The sequence below is a fragment of the Blastococcus sp. VKM Ac-2987 genome, assembly GCF_026967805.1.
Lineage (GTDB): Bacteria > Actinomycetota > Actinomycetes > Mycobacteriales > Geodermatophilaceae > Blastococcus.
Genome location: NZ_JAPVBG010000003.1, coordinates 898,274 through 919,065, shown reverse-complemented (window position 1 = coordinate 919,065; position 20,792 = coordinate 898,274). Strand labels below are relative to the sequence as shown.

Annotated in this window: 15 protein-coding genes; 9 read left to right on the top strand and 6 right to left on the bottom strand. The window is 72.0% G+C overall.

Annotated features, from left to right (window positions below):
• Positions 1-232 precede the first annotated feature (232 nt).
• On the top strand, positions 233-2,005 hold the full coding sequence (locus O2W17_RS19540) for a sigma-54-dependent Fis family transcriptional regulator (protein ID WP_269194122.1): 1,773 nt from the start codon (positions 233-235) through the stop codon (positions 2,003-2,005).
• Between the two features lie 995 nt (positions 2,006-3,000).
• On the opposite strand, the gene O2W17_RS19535 is transcribed toward O2W17_RS19540, so the two are convergent.
• The 3 genes from O2W17_RS19535 to O2W17_RS19525 all read right to left on the bottom strand — a co-directional run bounded on the left by O2W17_RS19535 (position 3,001) and on the right by O2W17_RS19525 (position 7,109).
• Positions 3,001-4,107: an alpha/beta hydrolase fold domain-containing protein gene (locus tag O2W17_RS19535; protein WP_269194121.1), complete on the bottom strand. Its 1,107-nt coding sequence runs from the start codon at positions 4,105-4,107 to the stop codon at positions 3,001-3,003.
• Positions 4,108-4,728: 621 nt separating this feature from the next.
• Entirely contained in the window at positions 4,729-5,376 is a 648-nt protein-coding gene (locus tag O2W17_RS19530; RefSeq protein ID WP_269194120.1) for a response regulator transcription factor, read from the bottom strand.
• On the bottom strand, positions 5,364-7,109 hold the full coding sequence (locus O2W17_RS19525; protein ID WP_269194119.1) for a sensor histidine kinase: 1,746 nt from the start codon (positions 7,107-7,109) through the stop codon (positions 5,364-5,366). The genes O2W17_RS19530 and O2W17_RS19525 overlap by 13 nt, the downstream gene beginning before the upstream one ends.
• A gap of 143 nt (positions 7,110-7,252) precedes the next feature.
• Between O2W17_RS19525 and dacB the strand changes: the two genes are divergently transcribed.
• The 4 genes from dacB to O2W17_RS19505 all read left to right on the top strand — a co-directional run bounded on the left by dacB (position 7,253) and on the right by O2W17_RS19505 (position 13,123).
• Entirely contained in the window at positions 7,253-8,857 is a 1,605-nt protein-coding gene (dacB, locus tag O2W17_RS19520) for a D-alanyl-D-alanine carboxypeptidase/D-alanyl-D-alanine endopeptidase (RefSeq protein WP_269194118.1), read from the top strand.
• Between the two features lie 101 nt (positions 8,858-8,958).
• Positions 8,959-10,212 carry a serine hydrolase domain-containing protein gene (locus O2W17_RS19515; RefSeq protein WP_269194117.1) on the top strand — a complete coding sequence of 418 codons (1,254 nt, stop codon included), beginning with the start codon at positions 8,959-8,961 and terminating at the stop codon, positions 10,210-10,212.
• Positions 10,213-10,834: 622 nt separating this feature from the next.
• A complete protein-coding gene (gene fucP, locus O2W17_RS19510; protein ID WP_269194116.1) occupies positions 10,835-12,088 on the top strand; it encodes an L-fucose:H+ symporter permease in 1,254 nt (417 codons plus the stop codon).
• A 21-nt stretch (positions 12,089-12,109) separates the two neighbouring features.
• Positions 12,110-13,123 (top strand): substrate-binding domain-containing protein, encoded by a 1,014-nt coding sequence (locus O2W17_RS19505; RefSeq protein ID WP_269194115.1) that lies wholly within the window; start codon positions 12,110-12,112, stop codon positions 13,121-13,123.
• A 29-nt stretch (positions 13,124-13,152) separates the two neighbouring features.
• On the opposite strand, the gene O2W17_RS19500 is transcribed toward O2W17_RS19505, so the two are convergent.
• Positions 13,153-14,073, bottom strand: a complete 921-nt coding sequence (locus O2W17_RS19500; protein ID WP_269194114.1) for a LysR family transcriptional regulator — start codon at positions 14,071-14,073, stop codon at positions 13,153-13,155.
• Positions 14,074-14,148: 75 nt separating this feature from the next.
• Between O2W17_RS19500 and O2W17_RS19495 the strand changes: the two genes are divergently transcribed.
• Positions 14,149-14,406, top strand: a complete 258-nt coding sequence (locus tag O2W17_RS19495; protein WP_269194113.1) for a hypothetical protein — start codon at positions 14,149-14,151, stop codon at positions 14,404-14,406.
• A 107-nt stretch (positions 14,407-14,513) separates the two neighbouring features.
• On the top strand, positions 14,514-15,941 hold the full coding sequence (locus tag O2W17_RS19490; protein WP_269194112.1) for a DUF2252 domain-containing protein: 1,428 nt from the start codon (positions 14,514-14,516) through the stop codon (positions 15,939-15,941).
• 48 nt (positions 15,942-15,989) lie between these two features.
• Here O2W17_RS19490 and glgC read toward each other — a convergent pair whose 3' ends face one another.
• Positions 15,990-17,222 (bottom strand): glucose-1-phosphate adenylyltransferase, encoded by a 1,233-nt coding sequence (glgC, locus tag O2W17_RS19485; RefSeq protein WP_269194111.1) that lies wholly within the window; start codon positions 17,220-17,222, stop codon positions 15,990-15,992.
• A gap of 161 nt (positions 17,223-17,383) precedes the next feature.
• Entirely contained in the window at positions 17,384-18,340 is a 957-nt protein-coding gene (locus tag O2W17_RS19480) for a carbohydrate kinase family protein (protein WP_269194110.1), read from the bottom strand.
• Positions 18,341-18,608: 268 nt separating this feature from the next.
• Between O2W17_RS19480 and O2W17_RS19475 the strand changes: the two genes are divergently transcribed.
• Together O2W17_RS19475 and O2W17_RS19470 are read left to right on the top strand one after the other, a co-directional pair.
• A complete protein-coding gene (locus O2W17_RS19475; protein WP_269194109.1) occupies positions 18,609-18,761 on the top strand; it encodes a hypothetical protein in 153 nt (50 codons plus the stop codon).
• Positions 18,762-19,261: 500 nt separating this feature from the next.
• Positions 19,262-20,701 carry a tannase/feruloyl esterase family alpha/beta hydrolase gene (locus tag O2W17_RS19470; protein WP_269194108.1) on the top strand — a complete coding sequence of 480 codons (1,440 nt, stop codon included), beginning with the start codon at positions 19,262-19,264 and terminating at the stop codon, positions 20,699-20,701.
• The last annotated feature ends 91 nt before the right edge of the window (positions 20,702-20,792 follow it).

Genomic DNA, 20,792 nt, shown 5'->3' with positions numbered 1-20,792 from the left:
CCCGACTCCGCGCCCGAGGAGCGGGCCGGCGCCGTCGAGCCGGTCCAGGAAGCGGACCGCGCGAGGCGGTACTCCCCGCCGGAACCGGAGCCGGCGGGGCAGCCCGCTCGGCTTGCCGGATCGGAGCACGACCGGTACTGGCGGCGGGAGTGTGATCTGAGGCACCGTAAGGGCCGGGACGGAGCGGGCGCGGCCGGCGGGCGGCACCGCATTGGAGAAGCGCGGGGCAACGATGCGTCGAGACGAGATCCGCAACCTGCCGACCCTGTCACCGGCCGAGCGGAAGCACATCAGGCGCACACGAGAGTCGCTGATCGGTGGCGGGCTGCTCAGCGCGCCACCCGGCGCGAGCGGCGTACCCCGGCACATCGAGATGAGCTGGCGCCGCTGCGTCGGCGACCGGGTGCCGGTGGCGCCGATGGACGTCGACTACCGCAAGCCCGAGGACACTTTCCCGGCGCTCTGCAGGGCTGCGGCCCCGGTGCTGAACCGCCTCAAGGACAGCTTCGCCGACGTTCCCGTGGCGATGGTCCTGTCCGACGCCCACGGCCGGATCGTGTGGCGGCACGCCGCCAGGCGGCAGCGGGTGGTCATGGACCGCGCCAGCGCGGCTGAGGGCTTCGACTACTCCGAGCGGTCCGTCGGCACCAACGGGATCGGGACTGCGCTGGTCGAGCGTCGACCGGTGCTCGTCCGAGGTCCGGAGCACTACAACGCGCTGCTCGAGGAACTCACCTGCGCCAGCACGCCCATCATGGAGCCCGGGACCGGACAGCTGGTCGGGTCGTTCTCGCTGGCCTGCTCGATTCGCGAGGTCCACGCGCTGATGGCGGTCATGACCGGCGACATCGGGCGTCAGATCGAGGCGCGCATCCTCGACGAGGGTGGAGAACGGCGCCAGCGACTCGTGCAGGCCTACCTCAAGGTGGAGCGCACGGGGACTGGAGCGCTGGTCGTCGACGAGGACGCGGTGCTCGCGAACCGCCTCGGTCTGGCCCACGCGGGACCGGAGCTGCACCCGTTGCTGTGGCGCTTCCTGTCGGACAACGGCCCGGATCGGACCCGGCGGATGCAGGTCCCCCTCACGGACGGCATGCACGAGGCGCTGGTGGAACCGATGTCTTCTGGCGGCACCATGGCCTACGCCGTGCGGCTGTTGTCCCGCCGGTCCGCGCCGGCGTCGGACGGATCGCCCGCGGGCGCCGCGTCCAACAGGACGGTCGCACCCGTCGCCCCGCGGGAGCCGCTGCACTTCCACGAGGATGTCGCCCGTCAGCTGGAGACGGCTGTCCGGCACGGCGAGATGGTGGCCCTGACCGGGGGGAGCGGCACGGGAAAGCTGTGGACCGCACTGCGGACACTGCACCGAGCCGGCGTCGACGACCCACTGGTCGTCGAGCCTCATGTCGACGGCGCGTGGTTCGAGGCGGCGCGGACGGCAGTCGGGGAGAACCGCGGGTTGGTGCTCCGCAGGCTGCACGGGACCCCGTCACCGCATGTCCAGCAGCTGGAGGCACTTGCCGGGCCGGGGATGCCGGTCGTGCTCACGGTCGACCTCGGCCGCGCCTCTGAGGCCGTGCTCGGTCTCGTCCGCCGAGTGGCCACCACCGTGCGGCTCCCCGGGCTGGCGCAGAGCCGTGAGCACCTGCCGGCCCTCGTCCAAGCCATGCTTGCGGACTTGCCGGATCCGCAGTCCGCGACGCGGTTCTCACCGGGAGCGTGGGATCGGCTGATGTCGTGGCACTGGCCCGGCAACCTCGCCGAGCTCCGGAACACAGTCGTGCTCTTGGCCCGCCGCTCCGGCGGCGGCACCGTCGAGGTCGACGACCTACCCGACGAGCTGCACGGCTCCGGGCGGACGGCGGGGCTCCTCGAGTCGGCGGAACGGATAGCCGTTGGCGAGGCCCTCCGCGCCGCGGACGGCAACCGGAGCCGTGCTGCCCAGGCGCTCGGCATCGGGCGCAACACCCTCTATCGCAAGATGCGCGAGTTCGGCCTCAGCTGACCGGGGGCCGGCAGTCGGACGCGCATGTGGCGTGTCGCCTCGGAGACCCAGCCGCAACCCCACGGTCGCTGTCCCGCGGCACGAACCACCGGCGCCCGGAGAACGAGCCATCGGCAGCGATGTCGATGGTGCCGGCGGCGCTGGCCATCCTGATGCCGGCCGCGGTGCTGCTCATGTTCAGGGAGAGGGCGCAGACGCCGGCACCGGTGACCACCGACGTCGCCGGCAGCTTCCGGCGGCGGTCTGGTCAGCGCGCCGGCGCCCGATCGGACACATCCGCCCCCGCCGACGGGAGCGACTCGGCCGTCGCGGCGCGAGGAGTAGTAGCCGGGTCCCGACCGGACCCGGCCTGCTGTCCTCGTCGCCAGGGCGGCCGAAAGGGCCCTGCCCGCGACGACGGACCGCCGGCAGTTCACCCCAGCTCCCGGCGCGCGACCTCGTCCGGGGCAGCACCCGCATCGGTGACCGGAGAGGCGGCCAATACACGGAGGGGCGCGGCGCGGGGAACGCGCCTGCCGGGATCGCCCGACGAAGCCGGAGCCAGCAGGTGTTGCCGGCCCGTCCACGATCGACGGCTCTCGAGTCGTCCTCGACGAGGCCCGGATCCCGATCACGCCAACCTCGGCCGTGTGCGAATGCACCGTGTCGCCCCTCGGACACCGATGTGTTGTCGCGGGACACCGTGCGCAGGTGTCCCGCGACATCGTTCACGTCCAGGCCCGCGGCTGGTGGCCCCGGGGCGGGTCGAGAGCCAGGTCCAGGAGTAGCCGTCCGCTGGTGCCCAGCACGCGGATGTGCGAGGTCGGAAACCAGGACGAGCACCGCCGTGCCGGCGCAGCAACGCCGGACATCCCCGTCGGCCACGTCGCCGGCGAGGATGGAGGGCGACGACGCCGTCCACATGCGGACGCAGTGCCTGCCCGCCGGACGCCGGCGCCCACCTGTGCTGAGCGCTCGGCGAGCGCCCGGCACCCCGCGTCGTCCACCCACTCCCCTCAGAGGTCGGCGACGAAGCCGTGGATGTCGCGGACGCTCGCCCGGTAGAACTCCGGTACCGCCGCCCGCCACGACATCTCCGCCGCATGGGTGATGCCGAGGTTCACCCGCCCGACGACCGGCACGCCGGCGCGCTGCAGCAGTCGGAAGTAGGCGATGCCCTCGTCGCGCAGCGGGTCGAGCTCGTTGACGGAGATGACGTGCGGTGGGAGCCCCTCGACGTCAGCCTCGGTGGCGAAGTAGGGCCAAGCCAGCGGGTTCTCGGCGTGCTCACCGGTCGGGTCGTAGACCGCGACGAGCATGTCCATCATCTGGCAGTTGAGGTAGTGCCCGTCGTTCTCGACCAGCGACGGCAGCTCGCGCAGCTTGCGCTCATCGCTCCAGCCGTACCCGCCGCTGATGTAGGGCACCGCCGCGTAGACGCCGTCGATGCGGTCGAGCCGGTTCTCCCGTCGGGCCTTGAGCACCGTCGCCAGCACGAGGTTGGCCCCGCCGGACTCACCCTGCAGGACGATCTTCGTGACGCCCAGCTGCTCACGGTGCTCGTGGATCCAGTCGAGTGCACTGCTGCAGTCGTTCAGGCCGGCCGGGAACGGGTTGGCGCCCTCGGCGGTCCAGGCGTTGCGGAAGCCGACTGTGATCACCACCATGCCGGTCGCGGCCAGGTCCTCGCTCCACCGGTTGTGCACCCGGTTGGTCGCCTCGAGGATGGTCATGCCGCCGCCGTGGATGTAGACCAGGCCCGGCAGCGGCCCTTCGGCGCCGGCCGGTCGGAACACGTGCAGCTGGATCTCGTTGCCGTCGACGCCTGTGAGCGTCTCCACCCGCTGGTCGACGTCAGCACGCACCTCGCCGTCCCACTCATTGGGGACGACCTCGTACAGGCCCTCGAAGGCGGCGTGCGACTGGCCCACGAACTCGGCGACCACCGCAGGGTCGGCGGTGCGGTCGAACGGTGGCGGCGGGGCGTGCCCGTCCATGCCGAAGGCGGCGAGACCGGCCCGCAAGCCCGGGTGCAGGCGGGGATCGGTACGGAGCTCGACGTCCGGGTCCGCCAGCCGACCCTCGCGCCGGGCCTGGACCTGCTCCTGCGACATCTGGTTCATGTGTCCTCCCGAGGCGACGAGCTGGCGATATGCCGCTCGAACTGTGGCCTGGGTCATAGCGGGCGTCAAGGAAGCGACGGCTGTGGACGCGACCGCCAGTACGCGGCTGCGAGAGCTGCTGGAGGGCAGCACCGGACGGCCGACCGCGCTCGAGGCGTTCCGACCGACCCCGTCCGCCGCGATCGTCGATGGCTGTCCGGGAGCACGACCGGGGTTGTAGGAGACGCGACTCGAGCCGCGCTGGGCCGGGCCGCGAACCCAGCGACGCCACGGCAGCCGTAGCCGTGTGCGTATGCAGCGTCTCGCCCCTCGGACACAGTTCTCTCCAGGGCGTCCCTGGAGGTCAGAGGCCTCGGGCGTGCTCCTGCACCGGCCTCTGCGGCCCCTCGCGACACCCACGTCATGCTTCGTTGCCGACCAGCGCTACGGGAGCGCGCCGAGGCGGCCACCAGCCCGGCGGCCCCTGCCGGGCTGCGCGTGCCGGTGAACGGTGCGCGTGATGGTGACGCTCGCGACCCCCGACCACGGGATCACCGACGAGGCGAGGTCGGGGTGCAGCGGGCTGGTGGAGCATCGCGGGTGTGTCGACCACGGCCGTGCCGGGGATCTCGGTGATCCCGCTCATGACGAGAGGTAGCGGATCACCGCCAGTACCCGGCGGTGGTCGTCGTCGCTGAGTGCCAGGTCGAGCTCGTCGTAGATGTGGGACGTGTGCTGCACGACGGCCCGCTCGGTGATCGACAGGGCCCGGGCGATCGACGCGTTGGTCCGGCCCTCGGACATCAGGGCCAGCACCTGTTGCTGGCGAGGCGTCAGCCGATCGAGCGCGTCGTGATTCCCCTTGGCGCGGGCGACCATGAGGCTCACGACCTCGGGGTCGAGGACGGTGCCGCCGGCGGCGATGCGGCGGAGATCGTCCGTGAACGTGTCGACGTGGGCGATCCGCTGCTTGAGGAGGTACCCGACACCCGACGAGCGATCGCCCAGCAGTTCGACGGCGTAGGCGCGCTGGAGGTGCTGCGACAGCACGAGGACGGCGATCCCGGGATGGGCGCGGCGGATCTCCAGCGCCGCCCGCAGGCCGGCGTCCTTGTGATCGGGCGGCATCCGGATGTCGGTGACGACGATGTCGGGAACGTGCTCGCCTGCGCTGCGCACCAGGTCGCGTGCATCACCGACCGCAGCCACGACGTCGAACCCGGCTGCCCGCAGCACGTGCGTGAGCCCGGTCCGCAACAGCGCCTCGTCCTCACCGATCACGACCCGCACGGCAGCTCCACCTGCAGATGGGTGCCTCCGCCGGCCGGGCTGTGGATGCTGAACCGGCCACCGAGGGCGTCGACCCGATCGGCGAGCCCGTGCAGCCCGGCACCGGCCTGCTGGGTCGCACCGCCGACACCGTCGTCGGTCACGCCGATGACCAGCCGCCTCGGCACGTGCTCGAGCGTCACGGTCAACGTCCCGGCCGCGGCGTGCTTGACCGCGTTCGTCAGCGCCTCGGCGACCACGAAGTAGGCCGTCCGCTCGACCGTCGCCGGCAGACGCCCGTCGAGCTCGTCCACCGCCAGCCGGGTGGGCAGCGGCATGCGATCGACCAGGTCCTCGATCGCCGCGGTCAGGCCCCGTTCGACGAGGGCGGCCGGCATCAGGGCGTGGACGATCCCCCGCAGGTCCCGGGCGGCACCGTCGATGCCGAGCCGGAGGTGCGTCGCCGCGTCGGGGAGATCGGCCGCCTCCTCGACGCGGGTCAGCTGTTGTGCCTCCAGCGCCAGCAGGACGAGCTGCACCTGCAGACCGTCGTGCAGGTCCTGGGCGACGGTCTGCCGCGCCCGGTCGCCGGCCTCCACGAGCCGGGCGCGCGACCGCTTCAGATCGGCGTGGCTGGCCCGCAGCTCGGCGGTCAGCCGGTCGTGGTCGATGGCGAGGGCGGCCACCTGCCCGGCCCTGCGGACCGACTCGGCGTCCTCCACGACCGTCGCGTCGTAGACGATGGCGCCGATCCGTCGCGACCCCAGCTCGATGTCGACCAGGCCGCGGTGCTCCCCTAGCGCCGAGGTGTCGATTGCGGCGCCGTCGCCGTCCACCAGCGCACGCCCGTCCCGCGATGCGTAGACGACCTGCAAGGAGGCGTCCCCGAGGGTGCGACCGAGGGCATCGGCGAGCAGACCCGGCGTGGCGGCGGACGACACCAGCCAGGCGCTGAGCTCCTGGACCTCGGCCGTCCTCGCGAACCCGCCACGCAGCATCGCCGCCGCGAAGGCGACGGGCACCCCGGCCAGCAGGACGATCTGCAGCCCGACCACCTGGGCGACCGAGAGACCCAGGGGCGGACCCAGTGCCGGCCCGAGCGGCGTCGCCAGGACGGCCAGCGTCCCGTAGCCGTACAGCGGCAGCAGGACCCCACGCTGGCCGTGCTCGGCGGTGCGCAGCCGGTCGATCAGCACCCCGGCGGTCACCAGCATGACGAGCATCCCCGCGGCGCGCTGGAGCCAGGTGCCTACCTGGAGGAGATCCGCCCGATGGCCGACGGCGAGCACGCCGTCCGGGCTGGCGCCCGGGTCGAAGAGGTAGCGCGGGACCTCGAGGACGAGCGAGACCAAGAAGGCCCCCACCACCGTGAGGCGGGAGGTGGGCGAGCGGAGGCGGCCGGACGGGAAGGCGTGCAGCAGCCACACCGTCACGGCGAGCGGGGTGGTGGCCAGCACGACCCCCACCGACGCCAGCGCGGGTGCCGTGGTGTTGGCGAGCGCGGCCGCGAACCACGACAGACCACCGATGACCATGATCGGGCCGGTCCGGTTGCTCGGCCGGCGGCGCCAGGCCACCAGCCCCGCCGCCAGGTGGACGAGCCCCCCGGCCGGGAAGGACGCGAGCAGCCACCACGGGGCCAGGGGCTGGTCGGCGAACAGTGCGATCTCGACGCCGGCGACCAGGGCACCGGACGTGCCGATCAGCGCGAGGCTCAGCGTCAGCGACGACCGCACCTCTCCCCCAGGCGCCATCGCGCCAGCATGGCACCGGCGGTGCCTCCTCGGTGCGGCATCGCACCGGCCACGAGGCCCGCGGGAACCCTGTACCCAGGTCCACGTGGGCGAGGCACCCAGGTCCATTGCCCGGCGGTTCCGACGTCGCCAGGGTCACCTGCATGAAGCGCCGGGCGGCTGCCCTCCCCTTGCTCGTGTCGACCGCCGTGCTGATCGCGTCCACCTCATCGGCCGGGTCGCCCGCCCGGCCGGGCGGGGGGCCCGGCGTCCAGGCGCAGGTCGGCGAGCTGCCGGCGGCCGCCGCCGCCATCATGTCCGAGCCGGAGTACGACACGGCCCGGTGGCTGTACTCCGTCGCCGAGGCGGACACGGGCCGGGTCGTGCTGGCCGGCCGCGCCGGGGAGTTCGTCTTCACCGCGTCGACGGCGAAGAACTTCACCGTGGGCACCGCGTACGCGGCGCTGGGCACCGACGCCACGCTCACCACGCCGGTGTACGCGACGGCCGAACCGGTCGGTGGCGTCGTCGCCGGGGACCTGGTGCTGGTGGCGTCGGGAGACCTCACCATGGGCGGCCGCGGCGCCATGAGCGGCCGCGTGGACCACACGTTCACCGCCAGCACGATCGACCACGTCTACGGCGACATCGCCCCGAACGCGGCCCTCGTCCCCGACGACCCGCTGGCCGGCCTGGACGACCTCGCCCGGCAGGTCGCCGCCACCGGCGTCACCGAGATCGCCGGCGACGTGGTCATCGACACCCGGCTGTGGGAGACCTTCGACGGCCAGGAGGGACCGGCCCCGTCGATCTACGTCAACGACAACATCCTGGACATCACCGTGACGGCGGCCGGGATCGGTCAGCCCGCCGCCCTCGACCTCCGGCCACAGACCCAGGCCGTCACCGTGGAGTCGACGGTGACCACCACCGACGCGGCGACACCGACGTCGCTCACCGTCACCGCCGACCCGGGCGACCCCACCTCGGTCACGGTCAGCGGCACCATCGCGGCCGGCGAGTCCCAGCTCACCATCCACCGGGTCCCGGATGCCGCCTCCTGGGCGCGCACCCTGTTCATCGAGGCGCTCGGTCGCGCCGGGGTCACGGTCACCTCCCCCGCCGTCGGACCCAACGACCAGGCCGGGTTGCCTTCCGCTGGTCCGTACCCGGCCGAGCAGCGGGTGGCCGCCCTGACCTCTCCGCCGCTGTCGGCCCTCGGCCGGATGATCCTGGAGACCAGCTACAACACCGGGGCCAACGCCCTGATGTGCCTGCTCGCGGTGCACGGCGGCTCGACGGACTGCATCGACGGGCTGGCCGCGGTGCACTCCCAGCTCGGCCTGGCCGGCGTCGACACCGACGACGTGGTGCTGTTCGACGGGCAGGGCGCCGACCCGGCCTCGACGACGCCGGAGCAGATGGTCACCTGGCTGAGGTGGGCGCAGACCCAGCCCTGGGGCGAGGGGCTCGCCGCCGGCCAGCCCGTCCTCGGGGTGAGCGGGACTCTGGCGAGCACCGGTCAGGACGGTCCCGCCGCGGGCGAGGTCGCGGCCAAGACGGGGACCAGCGTCGACGTCGACCCCACCACGGGCCGGATCTACTACAAGGTGCAGAGCCTCGCCGGGTACCTCACGACCGAGCGGGGCGAACGGCTGGTGCTCTCGCTGTCCATGAGCGGGGCCACCTACGCCGACCTGCCCACCGGCCTCGAGAAGGCGAACGCGGACGTGGCGGCCGTCGCCGCCGCGTTCCAGCAGGCGCTGTGACACCGGCGGTGCACCCCGCCGGTCCGCCGCCTGGTGCACGCCCCCCGGCACACAACAGCCACCCGTCCACCCCGGACCGGACACCCATCGGAGGGTCGACCATGACAGCTCGAGAGCACTCGTACGGGTCGCGTCGTCACCGGTCACCCGGTGCACTGGCCGCCTCGATCGCGACGACATCGGCGGTGGCGTTGCTGGTCGTGGCTCCCGCCCAAGCGCACGCGTCACCGCGCTGGGCGTGGTGGCCGGTGGAGGACCCGGCGTACGCCGCGGAGGTCCAGCCCGAACTGGAACGACTCGTCGAGGAGATGGCGGTCACCGGCGCCGTCGTCCTGGTGCGGTCCCCCGAACTCGGCGACTGGACCACCACGATCGGCACCCGGACCTGGCACGGCAGCGAGCCGGTCACGCTCGCCGACCACGTCCGGATCGGCAGCAACACCAAGACCTGGACCGCCACGGTGATCCTGCAGCTGGTCGACGAGGGCAGGATCGGTCTGGACGACCCGGTCTCGCAGTACCGCCCCGACGTGCCCAACGGGGACCACATCACCATCGCCCAGCTGCTGGACATGAGCAGCGGGCTGGCCAACTACACCACCGACCTGGAACTGAACGAGCAGATGGACAGCAACCCCGGCCGGGTCTGGTCCCCCGAGGAACTGCTCGCGATCGGCCTCGCCGAGCCGCCCGCCTTCCCACCGGGCGAGGGCTTCCTGTACTCCAACACCAACTACGTGCTGCTGGGCCTGATCATCGAACAGCTCACCGGCAAGCCGGTGGAGCAGGCGTTCCAGGACCGGATCTTCGACCCGCTGGAGCTGAGCGAGACCTCCTTCCCGGCGCTTGCCGACGCGTCGATCCCCGAGCCGCATCCGCAGATGTACACCTTCGGCACCAACGTCGAGACCATCGACAGCCTCGTGCTCTCCCCGGAGATCCAGGCCGCAGCCAGCGACGGCACCCTGGAGCCGATGGACGTCACCGACGCCAACCCCTCCTGGGGATGGACCGCCGGCGCCGGGATCTCCACCGCGGACGACCTCGCCGACTACGTCGAAGCACTGGTCGACGGGTGCCTGCTCAGCCCGCAGCTGCAGCAGCAGCGGGTCGCCAGCGTCCAGCCGCTGGACCCGGACGACCCGGCCAGCCCCGGCTACGGGCTCGGCCTGGCCAGATTCGGGCCCGTGTACGGGCACTCCGGTGAGCTGCCCGGGACCAACTCCTTCATGGGCCACGACCCGGTCCGGGACATCACCGTCGTCACCTGGGCCTCCACCGCCCCCGCACCCAACGGCGACGGCCCGGCCGTCGAGCTCGCCAGGACGGTGATCGACGAGCTCTACGCCGACTGATCGGCACCCCTGGCAGACCCGTTCGGTTCGAGGGCCCCGCCTCGAGCGACGTCCGGACGGCGGCACGGGTCGGCATCTCCGACGTCGGAGGCCCAGAGCGTCGTGCCCGTGCGGGACCGTCGAGGACGAGGCCGTCGTGGAGCAGGGCGCCGCCTCGTGGAACACCTCACGAGCCACCCGAGGTCCACCTCGGGCCGTGCTCGGGCTACTGCCTCTGCGGCGACCAGGAACCGATCGAACGGTGGGCCTACGCGGCTGGGCCGCGTACCGCGAACCTCGAAGTGCGGCCGAGGAGCGGATTGCAGCGCTCGCTCGGCCCCGGGCCCCGGTCGCCCGACGTGGCGCGGCGAACCTCGCCGCAGGACTCGCGATCCCATGCCCCGGCGCCCGACGCGGGCGACGCGCCTCCCCTCTCCCCGTGATCGTCAGGTCTCGTGCTGACTCGGTACCGCATCTGCGCCTCTCGGCGTAGACCGGCGGTACCAAAGCGCTCACGAGCGGCTACCGTTGGCGCCCCGCGACGTGACGCACCTCACGCGGAAAGGTGGTGCCCGTGGCAGCCCCAGCTACCTCCGCAGAGCCTCAGCGGCGTCGAGCGCGCCTCCTCGACCCGCAGCTCAGGATGCCGTTCGTCCTGCTGGTCCTGTGTTTCGCCGCGTGGGGCGCGGCGGCCAACCTCACCGACATCCTGGTCGGCGTCTTCCGCAGCATCTTCGACATGTCGAACTTCCAGTCCTCGCTGGTCCAGTTCGCCTACTACGGCGCGTACTTCGCGCTCGCCATCCCTGCGGCGCTGATCAACCGCAGGTTCGGCTACAAGGCCGGCGTGCTCACCGGGCTCGGTCTCGCCGCGGCCGGAGGCGTGCTGTTCATCCCGGCCAGCCAGCTGCTGGTCTACGAGTTCTTCCTGCTCGCGCTGTTCGTGCTGGCCGCCGGCCTGTCGATCCTGGAGACATCGGCCAACCCGTTCGTCATCGCGATGGGACCGGAGAGCTCGGCGACGCAACGGCTCAACCTGGCCCAGGCGTTCAACCCGGTCGGGGCGAACATCGGCGTGCTGCTCGGGGCCGTGCTCATCCTGCCGGCGCTCACCTCCGAGGCGTCGAAGGTCATCATGTCGCCCCAGGAGCTGCGGGCGAGCCAGGAGCAGGACCTCGCGCTGGTGCTCCCGCCGTATCTCGGCATCGCCGCTGTGCTCGTGCTCATCTGGTTGCTCATCGCGTTCCGCAGGATGTCGGTCCCGGTCGAGCAGGCGGCCGTGGCGATGCCGACCGGCGGGGCCGCCCGACGGCTGTGGGGCAACCGCCACTACCGCTACGGCGTCATCGCGCAGTTCTTCAACGTCGCCGCCCAGACCTGCGTGTGGACCTTCACGATCATCTACGCCCAGGACGTCGTCGGGGTGTCCCCCGAGAACTCGGGTTGGTACCTGCAGGCCAGCCTCATCCTCTTCCTGGTGTCGCGCTTCGTGATGGTGTACCTCCTCGGCATCCTGCGGCCGGCGTTGCTGCTGCTGGTCATGGCGGCCTTCGGGGTGGCCTGCTGCCTCGTCGCGGTGCTGTCCCTCAACCTGCTGGGCCTGCTCGCCGTCGTGGCCATCTCGGCGTCGCTGTCGTTGATGTTCCCGACGATCTACGGCGTGGCCCTGCACGGCCTGGGTGACGACGCGAAGTTCGGCGCTGCCGGCCTGGTGATGGCCATCCTCGGTGGAGCCCTGCTGCCGATGGTCCAGGGCGGGGTCATGGACGCCCTGGGGAGCACCGCGCTGGGTTACGTCGTACCGGGTGCGTGCCTCGCCGTGGTGGCGGCGTACGCGCTGTTCATCCTCCGGACCGACCGGAGCCTCGGCGGACGCGACCTCGCGTCCGCCGTCTGAGCGCACCGGAAGGAGAGGCCGATGGCCGACCGCCGCCACCGCCGACCGACCCGCGCCATCGGGCTGGTCGGGGTGCTCGTGCTCGTCGTCGTCGCCGGTTGCAGCGGCGGCGACGACGGCGACCCGATCACCGTCGGCCTCATCACCAAGCAGGAGGACAACCCCTTCTGGGTCACGATGCGGGAGATCGCTGAAGACGTCGCCGGCGAGCGCGACGCGGAGCTGATCAGCGCGACCGGCGAGAGCGACGTCGACGTCGAGGCGCAGGTGGAAGCGCTGCGCGAGATGACCGCCAGCGGGGTCGACGGGATCCTCATCGCCCCGAACGACTCCTCGGCCGTCGTCCCGGCCATCGAGGCGGCGCGCGAGGAGGGCATCGTCGTCATCGCCGTGGACACACCCACGGAGCCCGAGAGCGCCGTCGACGCCCTGTACGCGACGGACAACCGGCTGGCCGGCGAGCTCGTCGGCCGGTACGCGCAGGCCAGAGCCGAGCGGGACGGGATAGACCCGCGCGTCGCGCTGCTCGACCTGGCACCGGGGATCAGGTCGGGTGAGCTCCGTCGCGAGGGCTTCCTCGCAGGCTTCGGACTCGAGGAGGGCGACCCGCGGATCGTCGGGGAGGTCTACACCGAAGGTGACCGGGCCAAGGGCGAAGAAGGCATGCGGCAGCTGCTCGAGGAGCACCCGGACATCTCCATCGTCTACACCGTCAACGAGCCGGCTGCCCTCGGTGCCGTCGAGGCCCTCCAGGCCGGGGGCAGGGACATGTCGGACGTCGTCCTCGTGTCGGTGGACGGCGGCTGCGAGGCGATCAAGTCGGCTGTGCGACCGGGCGACATCGACGCCACCGCCCAGCAGTACCCGCAGAACATGGCCCGCGAGGGCGTGCGTGCCATCGCCGACGCCGCGCGCGGCGGCGAGACGCCCACTGGCTTCCTCAACACGGGGGTCAGTCTCATCACCGGGGATGCGGTGGACGGCGTGGAGTCGCGCGACGTGGCGTTCGGGGTGCGCAACTGCTGGGGTGACTGAGCCGCGGTGATGCCCTGACGGCGCGGGCGTCAGCCGGCGTAGTCAGGGGCCGCGAGCAGGCCGGCGGCAGCACGGTCGAGGACGTGCGCGAGGAACATCTCCGCGGCGGGGAGCAGCCGGCGCTCCGGCGACCACGCGACGCCGACCTCGCGGAACGCGCCGGCATCGCTGATCGGCACCTGCGCGCACCGGTCCGCCTCGACGCCACCCGCGGTCCCCGGCATCGCGGGGACGATCGCGACGCCGAGCCCCGCCGACACGAACGCACGCATGGTCGGCAGGTCGTCGCACTCGAAGGCGACGGCGGGGGTGAACCCGGCGGCGGCGCAGAGCCCGTCGGACAGCGGGCGCAGCGAGGACGACGGCCGGATGACGACGAACGGATCACCGGCGAGCTCGGCGAGGGCGACCGAGGGCAGCGATGCGGCCCGGTGCCCCTCGGGCACCGCCAGGAGCAGGGGCTGGCGGACCAGGCCGCGCCAGCGCACGTCCCCACCCCTCGGCCGGGACGTCGAGAGCTCGAGGTCGACGTCGCTGCGCTCCCGCACGTCGGTGAGGTGCTCGTCGCGCTTCGGCCGCAGGTCGAAGCCGACCGCGGGGTGCGCGGCGCGGAAGCTGCTGACCAGGTCGGGCACGAGCCAGGTTCCGAGGGAGGGCTGGAACGACAGCGTCACCGTGCCCGTCTCGGGGTCCACGAGCTGGTGGACCGCGGCCAGACCGTCCCCGAGCTCGTGCAGCACGGCGTCGACGTGGCGCTTGAACGCCACCCCCGCGTGCGTCATCCGCAGGGTGCGCCCGTCTCGTCGCAACAGCGGCGTGCCCAGTTCCGACTCGAGCCGGGCGAGCGCGCGGGAGATCCCGGGCTGGGTGGTGTGCTCGAGCTCGGCCACTTGCGTGACGGTCGCGCCGTCTGCGATCTGCTGGAACCAGAACAGCACCCGCGTCTCCATCTCATGACTTTAAGGCATGGGTGACATGCCGAACTTTCATTGGACGCATGGATCTGAACTCCGCAGACTTGGGTCATGACCCCCTCGACGCTCACCACGGACACCTCCGCCCCGGTCCGCGTCGGCGACCGTGCGCGCACCGCGCTGCGCGCGGCGCTCCTCTCGGGGCGCTCGGGTGCGGAGCCCACCGCTCTCCGAGCGGCGCGTGCCGACCGCCGAGCCCAGGTCCGGGCCGACCGCAGCCGGCGTCGCGCCATCGCCCGGGAGTTCGCCGCCTACCCCGCGACCCGCAGCGCCGCAGGCGTCCTCCTGCCGCGCAACTCCGGCGCCTGACGGAACCGGGCAGCGCCGTCCTCGCGACCCTGGGCGGGGGCGACGCGGCCGCACGCTGACCGTGCCAGGATCGAGGGCACGCACGCGGGGCCGCCGGGGAGGTCGAGATGACACACGTACGCCCGCGCGCCTCCGCCCCGACGGTGCTGGCTACCGACGACGGCCACACCTACGGCTCCTTGCGCACCCGGAGCACACCCCGCGCCGAGCGGTATGCGCTCGGCCGCCGCCTGCGGAAGCAGGTGCCGCGGTCGTCGCTGTCGCAGTGGAACCCCTCGGCCGACCGGCGCGACGTCCTGGATCTGCTCGAGGAAGCGCACCGAGGCCGGATCAGCTGGCTCGTGCCGGTGCGCATCGGGCGGATGACCGCCTCGCCGTACGGGTTCCTGCGCGGCGCCGCCGTGGTGATGGCCGAGGACTTCGCCGGACTGCCGGCCACCGGCATCACCCCGATCATCTGCGGCGACGCGCACGTGGGCAACATCGGTTTCTACGGCTCACCCGAGCGGGAGCTGGTGCTCGACCTCAACGACTTCGACGAAGCTCACCCGGGTAGCTGGGAATGGGACCTGCGCCGCCTCGTCGCCAGCGTCTGGGTCGCCGGACGGCAGAACGCCATGAGCGAGGACTCCTGCGCCGACGCCGCCACCTCCTGCGTTGCCTCCTACCGCAGGCAGCTCTGGGAGCTGTCGGACCAGCCGCTGCTCTGGCGCTCGTTCCAGCGCCTGGATCTCGACCGGCTCCAGACGGCAGCGTCCGATGAGGCACTGCGCCAGGAGTTGGACCGAGCCGCGAAGAAGGCCCGGTCCCGCACGAGCGACCGGGCACTTCCCCGCTTCACCGAGCAGCACGAAGGACGCCGGCGCATCGTCGAGGAGCCGCCGCTGATCACCAGGGTGGAGGCCGCCGAGGCCGACGAGCTCGCCGAGGCCCTGGACGGCTACCTGGCGACGCTCGCCCCGCATTGGCGCCGCATCCTCGGCGGCTACACCGTCGTCGACATCGCCCACAAGGTGGTCGGCGTGGGCAGCGTGGGACTGCGGGCCTACGTCGTCCTGTGCGAGGGATCCGACCCGGAGGACGTGCTGTTCCTCCAGCTCAAGCAGGCTCGGCGCTCCGTCGTCGCCCCTTTCGTCCACGGCGACTCCGCGTGGCACGCCCACCAGGGCGAGCGGGTGGTGGAGTACCAGCAGGCACTGCAGACCGTGAGCGACCCCCTGCTCGGCTGGGCCAGCGTCGGGGGACGTCAGTACTACGTGCGCCAGTTCCGCAACATGAAGGGCAGCGTCGCACTGGACACGATCGACCCCCACGCGCTCGCCGACTACGCGGGGATCTGCGGCCAGCTGCTGGCCAAGGGCCACGCGCGCACCAGCGGCGCCTCGATGATCGCCGGCTACCTGGGTCGCTCGGACAAGGTGGACCGCGCCCTGTGTGCATTCGCCCGCGTCTATGCCGACCAGACCGAGCAGGACCACCAGCGTCTCGTCGACGCCGTGGCGCGGGGCACCGTTCCCTGCGAGCCGGGCGTGTAGTCCGATCCCCCGGGACCGGCCCCCGGGCTCCTCGATCCGACCGGGGGCTCAGGACACGACCGATTGGCCCTTTCCCACGACGACGATCCCCTTGTCGGAGACGGTGTACAGCTCGCGGTCCCGGTCGATGTCCACACCGATTCTCGCGCCCTCCGGAACCACGACGTCCTTGTCGAGGATGGCGTTGCGCACCACCGCGTTCCGTCCGACCTGCACGCCGTGCATGAGCACCGATGAGTCGACCTGGGCCCAGGAGTGCACGTGAACTCCCGGGGACAGCACCGACCGGTTCACGGTGGACCCCGACACGACGGACCCCGGCGAGAGCAGTGACTCCGTCGCCATTCCGACGCGGCCGCTCGAGCCGTGCACGGACCGTGCCGGTGGCCAGGGGTCCTGGCTGGTCAGGATCGGCCACTGCGGGTTGTACAGGCTGAACTCGGGATCGACCGAGATCAGGTCCATGTGGGCGTCGTAGAAGCTCTCCAGGGTCCCGACGTCCCGCCAGTAGCCGCGTTCGGCCGTCCGCTGGCCTGCGACGTCGTTGTCCCGGAAGTCGTACACCCCCGCCTCACCGCGCTCCACGAGCATCGGGACGATGCTCCCGCCCATGTCGTGCTTGCTGTCCGGGTCCTCCGCGTCACGGGTCAGGGCGTCGACGAGCGTGCTCGTCGTGAACACGTAGTTGCCCATCGAGGCGAACACCTCGTGCGGGGCATCCGGCAGGCCCCGCGCGTCCGTCGGTTTCTCCCGGAACGCCGAGATCCGCCGGCCGCCGGGGTCGACCTCGATCACCCCGAACTGGTCCGCCATGGACAGCGGCTGGCGGATGGCGGCGACGGTGACGCCGGCTCCGGACTCGACGTGCTGGGCGACCATCTGCCGTGGGTCCATCCGGTAGATGTTGTCCGCGCCGAAGACGACGACGTACTCGGGCCGCTCATCACTGATCAGGTTCATGCTCTGGTGGATCGCGTCCGCCGACCCGGAGAACCAGCGCGGGCCCAGCCGCTGCTGCGCGGGCACCGGGGCGACGTAGTTGCCCAGCAACGTCGACAACCGCCAGGTCTTGCTGATGTGCCGGTCCAGCGAGTGGCTCTTGTACTGGGTGAGCACGACCAGCTTCAGGTAGCCGCCGTTGACCAGGTTGGACAGGACGAAATCGATGAGGCGGTACATGCCGCCGAACGGCACCGCCGGCTTGGCGCGATCGGCAGTCAACGGCATCAGCCGCTTGCCCTCGCCACCGGCCAGCACCATCGCGAGCACCTCAGTCGCCACAATCGCGGAAGGTAGCCTCCATCCACGCCGGCAACCAGGGGGGCCGCGGCGGCGCGGTCATTCGGTCCGCGTGTGAGCCGGCCCGCACCGGCTCAAGCCGCTCCCCCGACCACCGGCACCCGCATGTCGACGTGCGCGTCCACGGCTTCCTCGGGCCGTGCTCAGCGCGGGATGACCTGCCGTGTCGACTGCTGGGCGGCGCGAACGGTCTCCACCTCCGCCCAGGTCGGCGGATCGGCGCCCGGACGGGAGCAGGTGATCGATGAGACGAGGCGGGCCTCGTCCACAACAGTGACCAGGATCGACTCGCCGATCGTCGCGAGCGCGTCCCTGCGGACACCGCCGAGCAGGTCCGCCCGCCTCAGCCCGTCCAGGAGTCCCGCGGTGAAGGAGTCACCCGCCCCCACGGTGTCGACGAGGTCGATCGGGATCGCCGGGCGGTCCAGCTCCAGGTGCGCGGTGACCGCGAAGACGCCCCTCCCGCCGCGGGTCACGACGACGAGCGGGGCACCCAGCGCCAGCCAATCCCGGGCCACGTCCTCGTCAGGGCGGTCGGGATAGAGCCAGCGCAGGTCTTCGTCGCTGACCTTCACCACGTCCGACAGCGACACGAGGTGCTCGATCCCGGGGCGGGCCTCCCCCGGCGACCCCAGGAGGGCAGGGCGCACGTTGGGGTCGTAGGAGATGGTCGCCCGTCCCCGGTCGCGCTCTCGTTCCAGAAGCATCGTCACCTGCGCTGCCCCGGGCGCCAGGGCGGTCGCCAACGAGCCGGTGTGGACGCATCGGGTCTCTGCCGGAAGGGGCGCCAGGTCACCGATGTCCCACTCGATGCGGAAGTCATAGGAGGCGGCTCCGGAGGCCAGACTGGCGACGGCCAGGCTCGTCCTGGCGCCGGCATCGGCCCCGCCGTCGACCCGCACGCCACTAGCCGTCAGGTGCTCGGAGAGCATTTCTCCCAGGGCATCCCGGCCGAGGCTCGTCGTCAGGGCGACCTCGTTCCCGAGGCGGGCCAGCGCGACCGCGACGTTGGCCGGACTACCGCCCGGGTGCGCCACCAACGTACGACTGCCCCGTTGCCCCACGAGGTCGACGAGCGCTTCCCCGACCACCGTGAACATCGGCCTGCTCCAATCGACGAGAACTGTCTATCAGTACCCGAGGCCAGCGGTCAGTACCCGGGGCCAGGCGGCGAGGACGACCACGTGGACGTCGGCCGGCGTTCTCGGCGACGAGGGGACCACCGTGCCGAGGGGATCGGAGAGTCGCCGGCCGTGCCTCGTGGCGTAAGGGACCTCACGCCGGCAACCGGAACAGCTCTCGCGCCTTCGTCGCTGGTCCTGATGTCACTGATGAGTCACATGGAGAGGTACCAGCAGCATGTCACGATTGACCACTCACCTCGTCGAGGTCGCCCGCCGGAACCTCGACGCGTACCTTCCTGCCAGCCCGCTGTCCGGGCTCGGGCAGGCCAGCGAGATGGCCGCGCAGCACCCGGCCTTCGCCACCGGGCACGAGCACGAGACGCCCGTCGAAGCCTGATCCACCGGCCCGCCGGACCGGGGCGAAGACCGCACTGGCGTCGGCACGCGGATCACGGCGCTCGTCCGGCTCCCGGCTGCAGCAGGCCGTCCCCCGCCAGGATGGCGCAGGACCGCCGTGCGCGTATGGACCGAGTCGCCCCTCGGACACCGTGTTGAACCCCCACGGTCTTCTGGCCGATGGGGGTTCTCTGGTATCGGCGTACCCGCCGACTGCCTGAAGGACTGCATCGGCCGGCTGGCCCGAGCGCTCGAGGCTGAACGGACGTCCCCGGGATCGCCGCGCGGCTCCCTCCGCCGAGTCGCGGTGTCCGGAGCTCCAGCCGGCGGGGCAGGGATCGTCCAGTGCGCCGGCAGGATCCTCGAACGTCACGCTCGCAGCGACGACGTCATCGCGGTAGCCGGTGAGCCGCTGGCGGGCCACCCGGGCCGACGCCGGCCACTTGCTCCCGACCGTGACCTGCGTCACTATCTCCAGGCCCGTCCGCCTAGGGAGTCCTGATGCGCCTGCGACGACGTTCCACCCCGATCCTCACCTTCGGCATCGCGGTGGCACTCGCCCTGCCGGCTGGACCGGCGGCCGCGCATCCAGGCGGCCACGGGCCCGGCGCCGATCCGGGAAGCGTGCAGTGCACCCCCGGCGACACGGTGCACGTGCCGGGGGCTGAGCTGGCCGTCACCGCCTGCCTGCCGGACATCACCACCGCCGGGCTGCTCCAGGCACCCGAGGGCCAGTACACCGACCAGGCGGACTGGATCTCCCTCCATGCGCCCGGCACGGCCAACCCCAGCGGTGTGCCGGGGCTGCAGGTCGACGGCTACTTCCCGGACACCTCGACCTTCAACACCACCCACGGCTGGAACCACGACAGCCAGTTCGTGCTGCGCATCCCGGACGGCTGGAACGGCGGCCTGGTGGTGACCGGCGCGCCGGGCAACCGCAAGCAGTACGCCAACGACTTCCTGATCTCCGACTTCGTGCTCGCTCAGGGCTTCGCCTTCGCCTCCACGGACAAGGGCAACAACAGTCCCGACTTCTACCTGGACGGCGACCAGCCCGGCGACGCCGTGGCCGAGTGGCACGAGCGCGTGACCCAGCTCGCGATCGCCGCGCAGGGCGCGCTGCGCGAGCGCTTCGGCCACGCGCCCGAGCGGACGTACATGGCCGGCATCAGCAACGGCGGCTACCTGGTGCGCTGGCAGCTGGAGAACCGCCCGAAGCTCTACGACGGTGGTGTCGACTGGGAGGGGACCCTGTTCACGCCGGACGGGCCCAACCTGTTCACCTACCTGCCCACGGCAGTGCGCTACGTCCTGGGCCAAGCCGACGCAGAGGACATGTACGCCGCCGGCTTCGCCCGCGGGTCGGAGGCGCTGTGGCCGTACCACCAGCAGGTGTACTGGGGTCTGACGCAGAAGGTCTACCGGGCCGAGTTCGACCCGGCGTACGACCCGGACTGCCCGGGGGCGACGGCGGGCACGACGCTGCCCGAGATCCTGGCGCCGTGCGCGAGTGACGCGGCCTACGACGCGTGGTTCGCCGACCCGGAGTCGGAGGCGGTGCACGACGCACTCGCTCGGATCAGCCTGACCGGCAAGATCAAGAAGCCGCTGCTGACCCTGCACGGGACGCTGGACACCCTGCTGCCGATCAGCACCGACAGCGACGTGTACGCCCAGATGGTCGCCGACGAGCACCGGAGCCGGCTGCACCGCTACTACCGCATCGAAGGCGGCAACCACGTCGACAGCCTGGTGGGGCTGGACCCGGACACCCTGCGCCCGATGCTGCCCTGCTTCCGGACCGCCTTCGACGCCCTCACCGCCTGGGTCGAGGACCGCCAGCAGCCGCCGGCGAGCACGACCGTGCCGCGCCCGGCCGGTAACGGCGCCACCGACCCGGAGCTGCTGAACACCTGCTCGCTGAGCTCCGGGAGCTGACCCAGGTCCACCTGTCAGGTCGCGCGCGGCGGCCGGTCGTGCGCCCTGGACCCTGACCGGACGCCGCGCCGGTGGTCGCACGAGCCCGGTT

Bases quoted from the DNA above. Each gene is read 5' to 3' on its own strand.
- O2W17_RS19540 (WP_269194122.1), top strand. From the start codon at position 233: ATGCGTCGAGACGAGATCCGCAACCTGCCGACCCTGTCACCGGCCGAG.
- O2W17_RS19535 (WP_269194121.1), bottom strand. From the start codon at position 4,107: ATGAACCAGATGTCGCAGGAGCAGGTCCAGGCCCGGCGCGAGGGTCGG.
- O2W17_RS19525 (WP_269194119.1), bottom strand. From the start codon at position 7,109: ATGGCGCCTGGGGGAGAGGTGCGGTCGTCGCTGACGCTGAGCCTCGCG.
- dacB (WP_269194118.1), top strand. From the start codon at position 7,253: ATGAAGCGCCGGGCGGCTGCCCTCCCCTTGCTCGTGTCGACCGCCGTG.
- O2W17_RS19515 (WP_269194117.1), top strand. From the start codon at position 8,959: ATGACAGCTCGAGAGCACTCGTACGGGTCGCGTCGTCACCGGTCACCC.
- fucP (WP_269194116.1), top strand. From the start codon at position 10,835: ATGCCGTTCGTCCTGCTGGTCCTGTGTTTCGCCGCGTGGGGCGCGGCG.
- O2W17_RS19505 (WP_269194115.1), top strand. From the start codon at position 12,110: ATGGCCGACCGCCGCCACCGCCGACCGACCCGCGCCATCGGGCTGGTC.
- O2W17_RS19500 (WP_269194114.1), bottom strand. From the start codon at position 14,073: ATGGAGACGCGGGTGCTGTTCTGGTTCCAGCAGATCGCAGACGGCGCG.
- O2W17_RS19495 (WP_269194113.1), top strand. From the start codon at position 14,149: ATGACCCCCTCGACGCTCACCACGGACACCTCCGCCCCGGTCCGCGTC.
- O2W17_RS19490 (WP_269194112.1), top strand. From the start codon at position 14,514: ATGACACACGTACGCCCGCGCGCCTCCGCCCCGACGGTGCTGGCTACC.
- O2W17_RS19480 (WP_269194110.1), bottom strand. From the start codon at position 18,340: ATGTTCACGGTGGTCGGGGAAGCGCTCGTCGACCTCGTGGGGCAACGG.
- O2W17_RS19470 (WP_269194108.1), top strand. From the start codon at position 19,262: ATGCGCCTGCGACGACGTTCCACCCCGATCCTCACCTTCGGCATCGCG.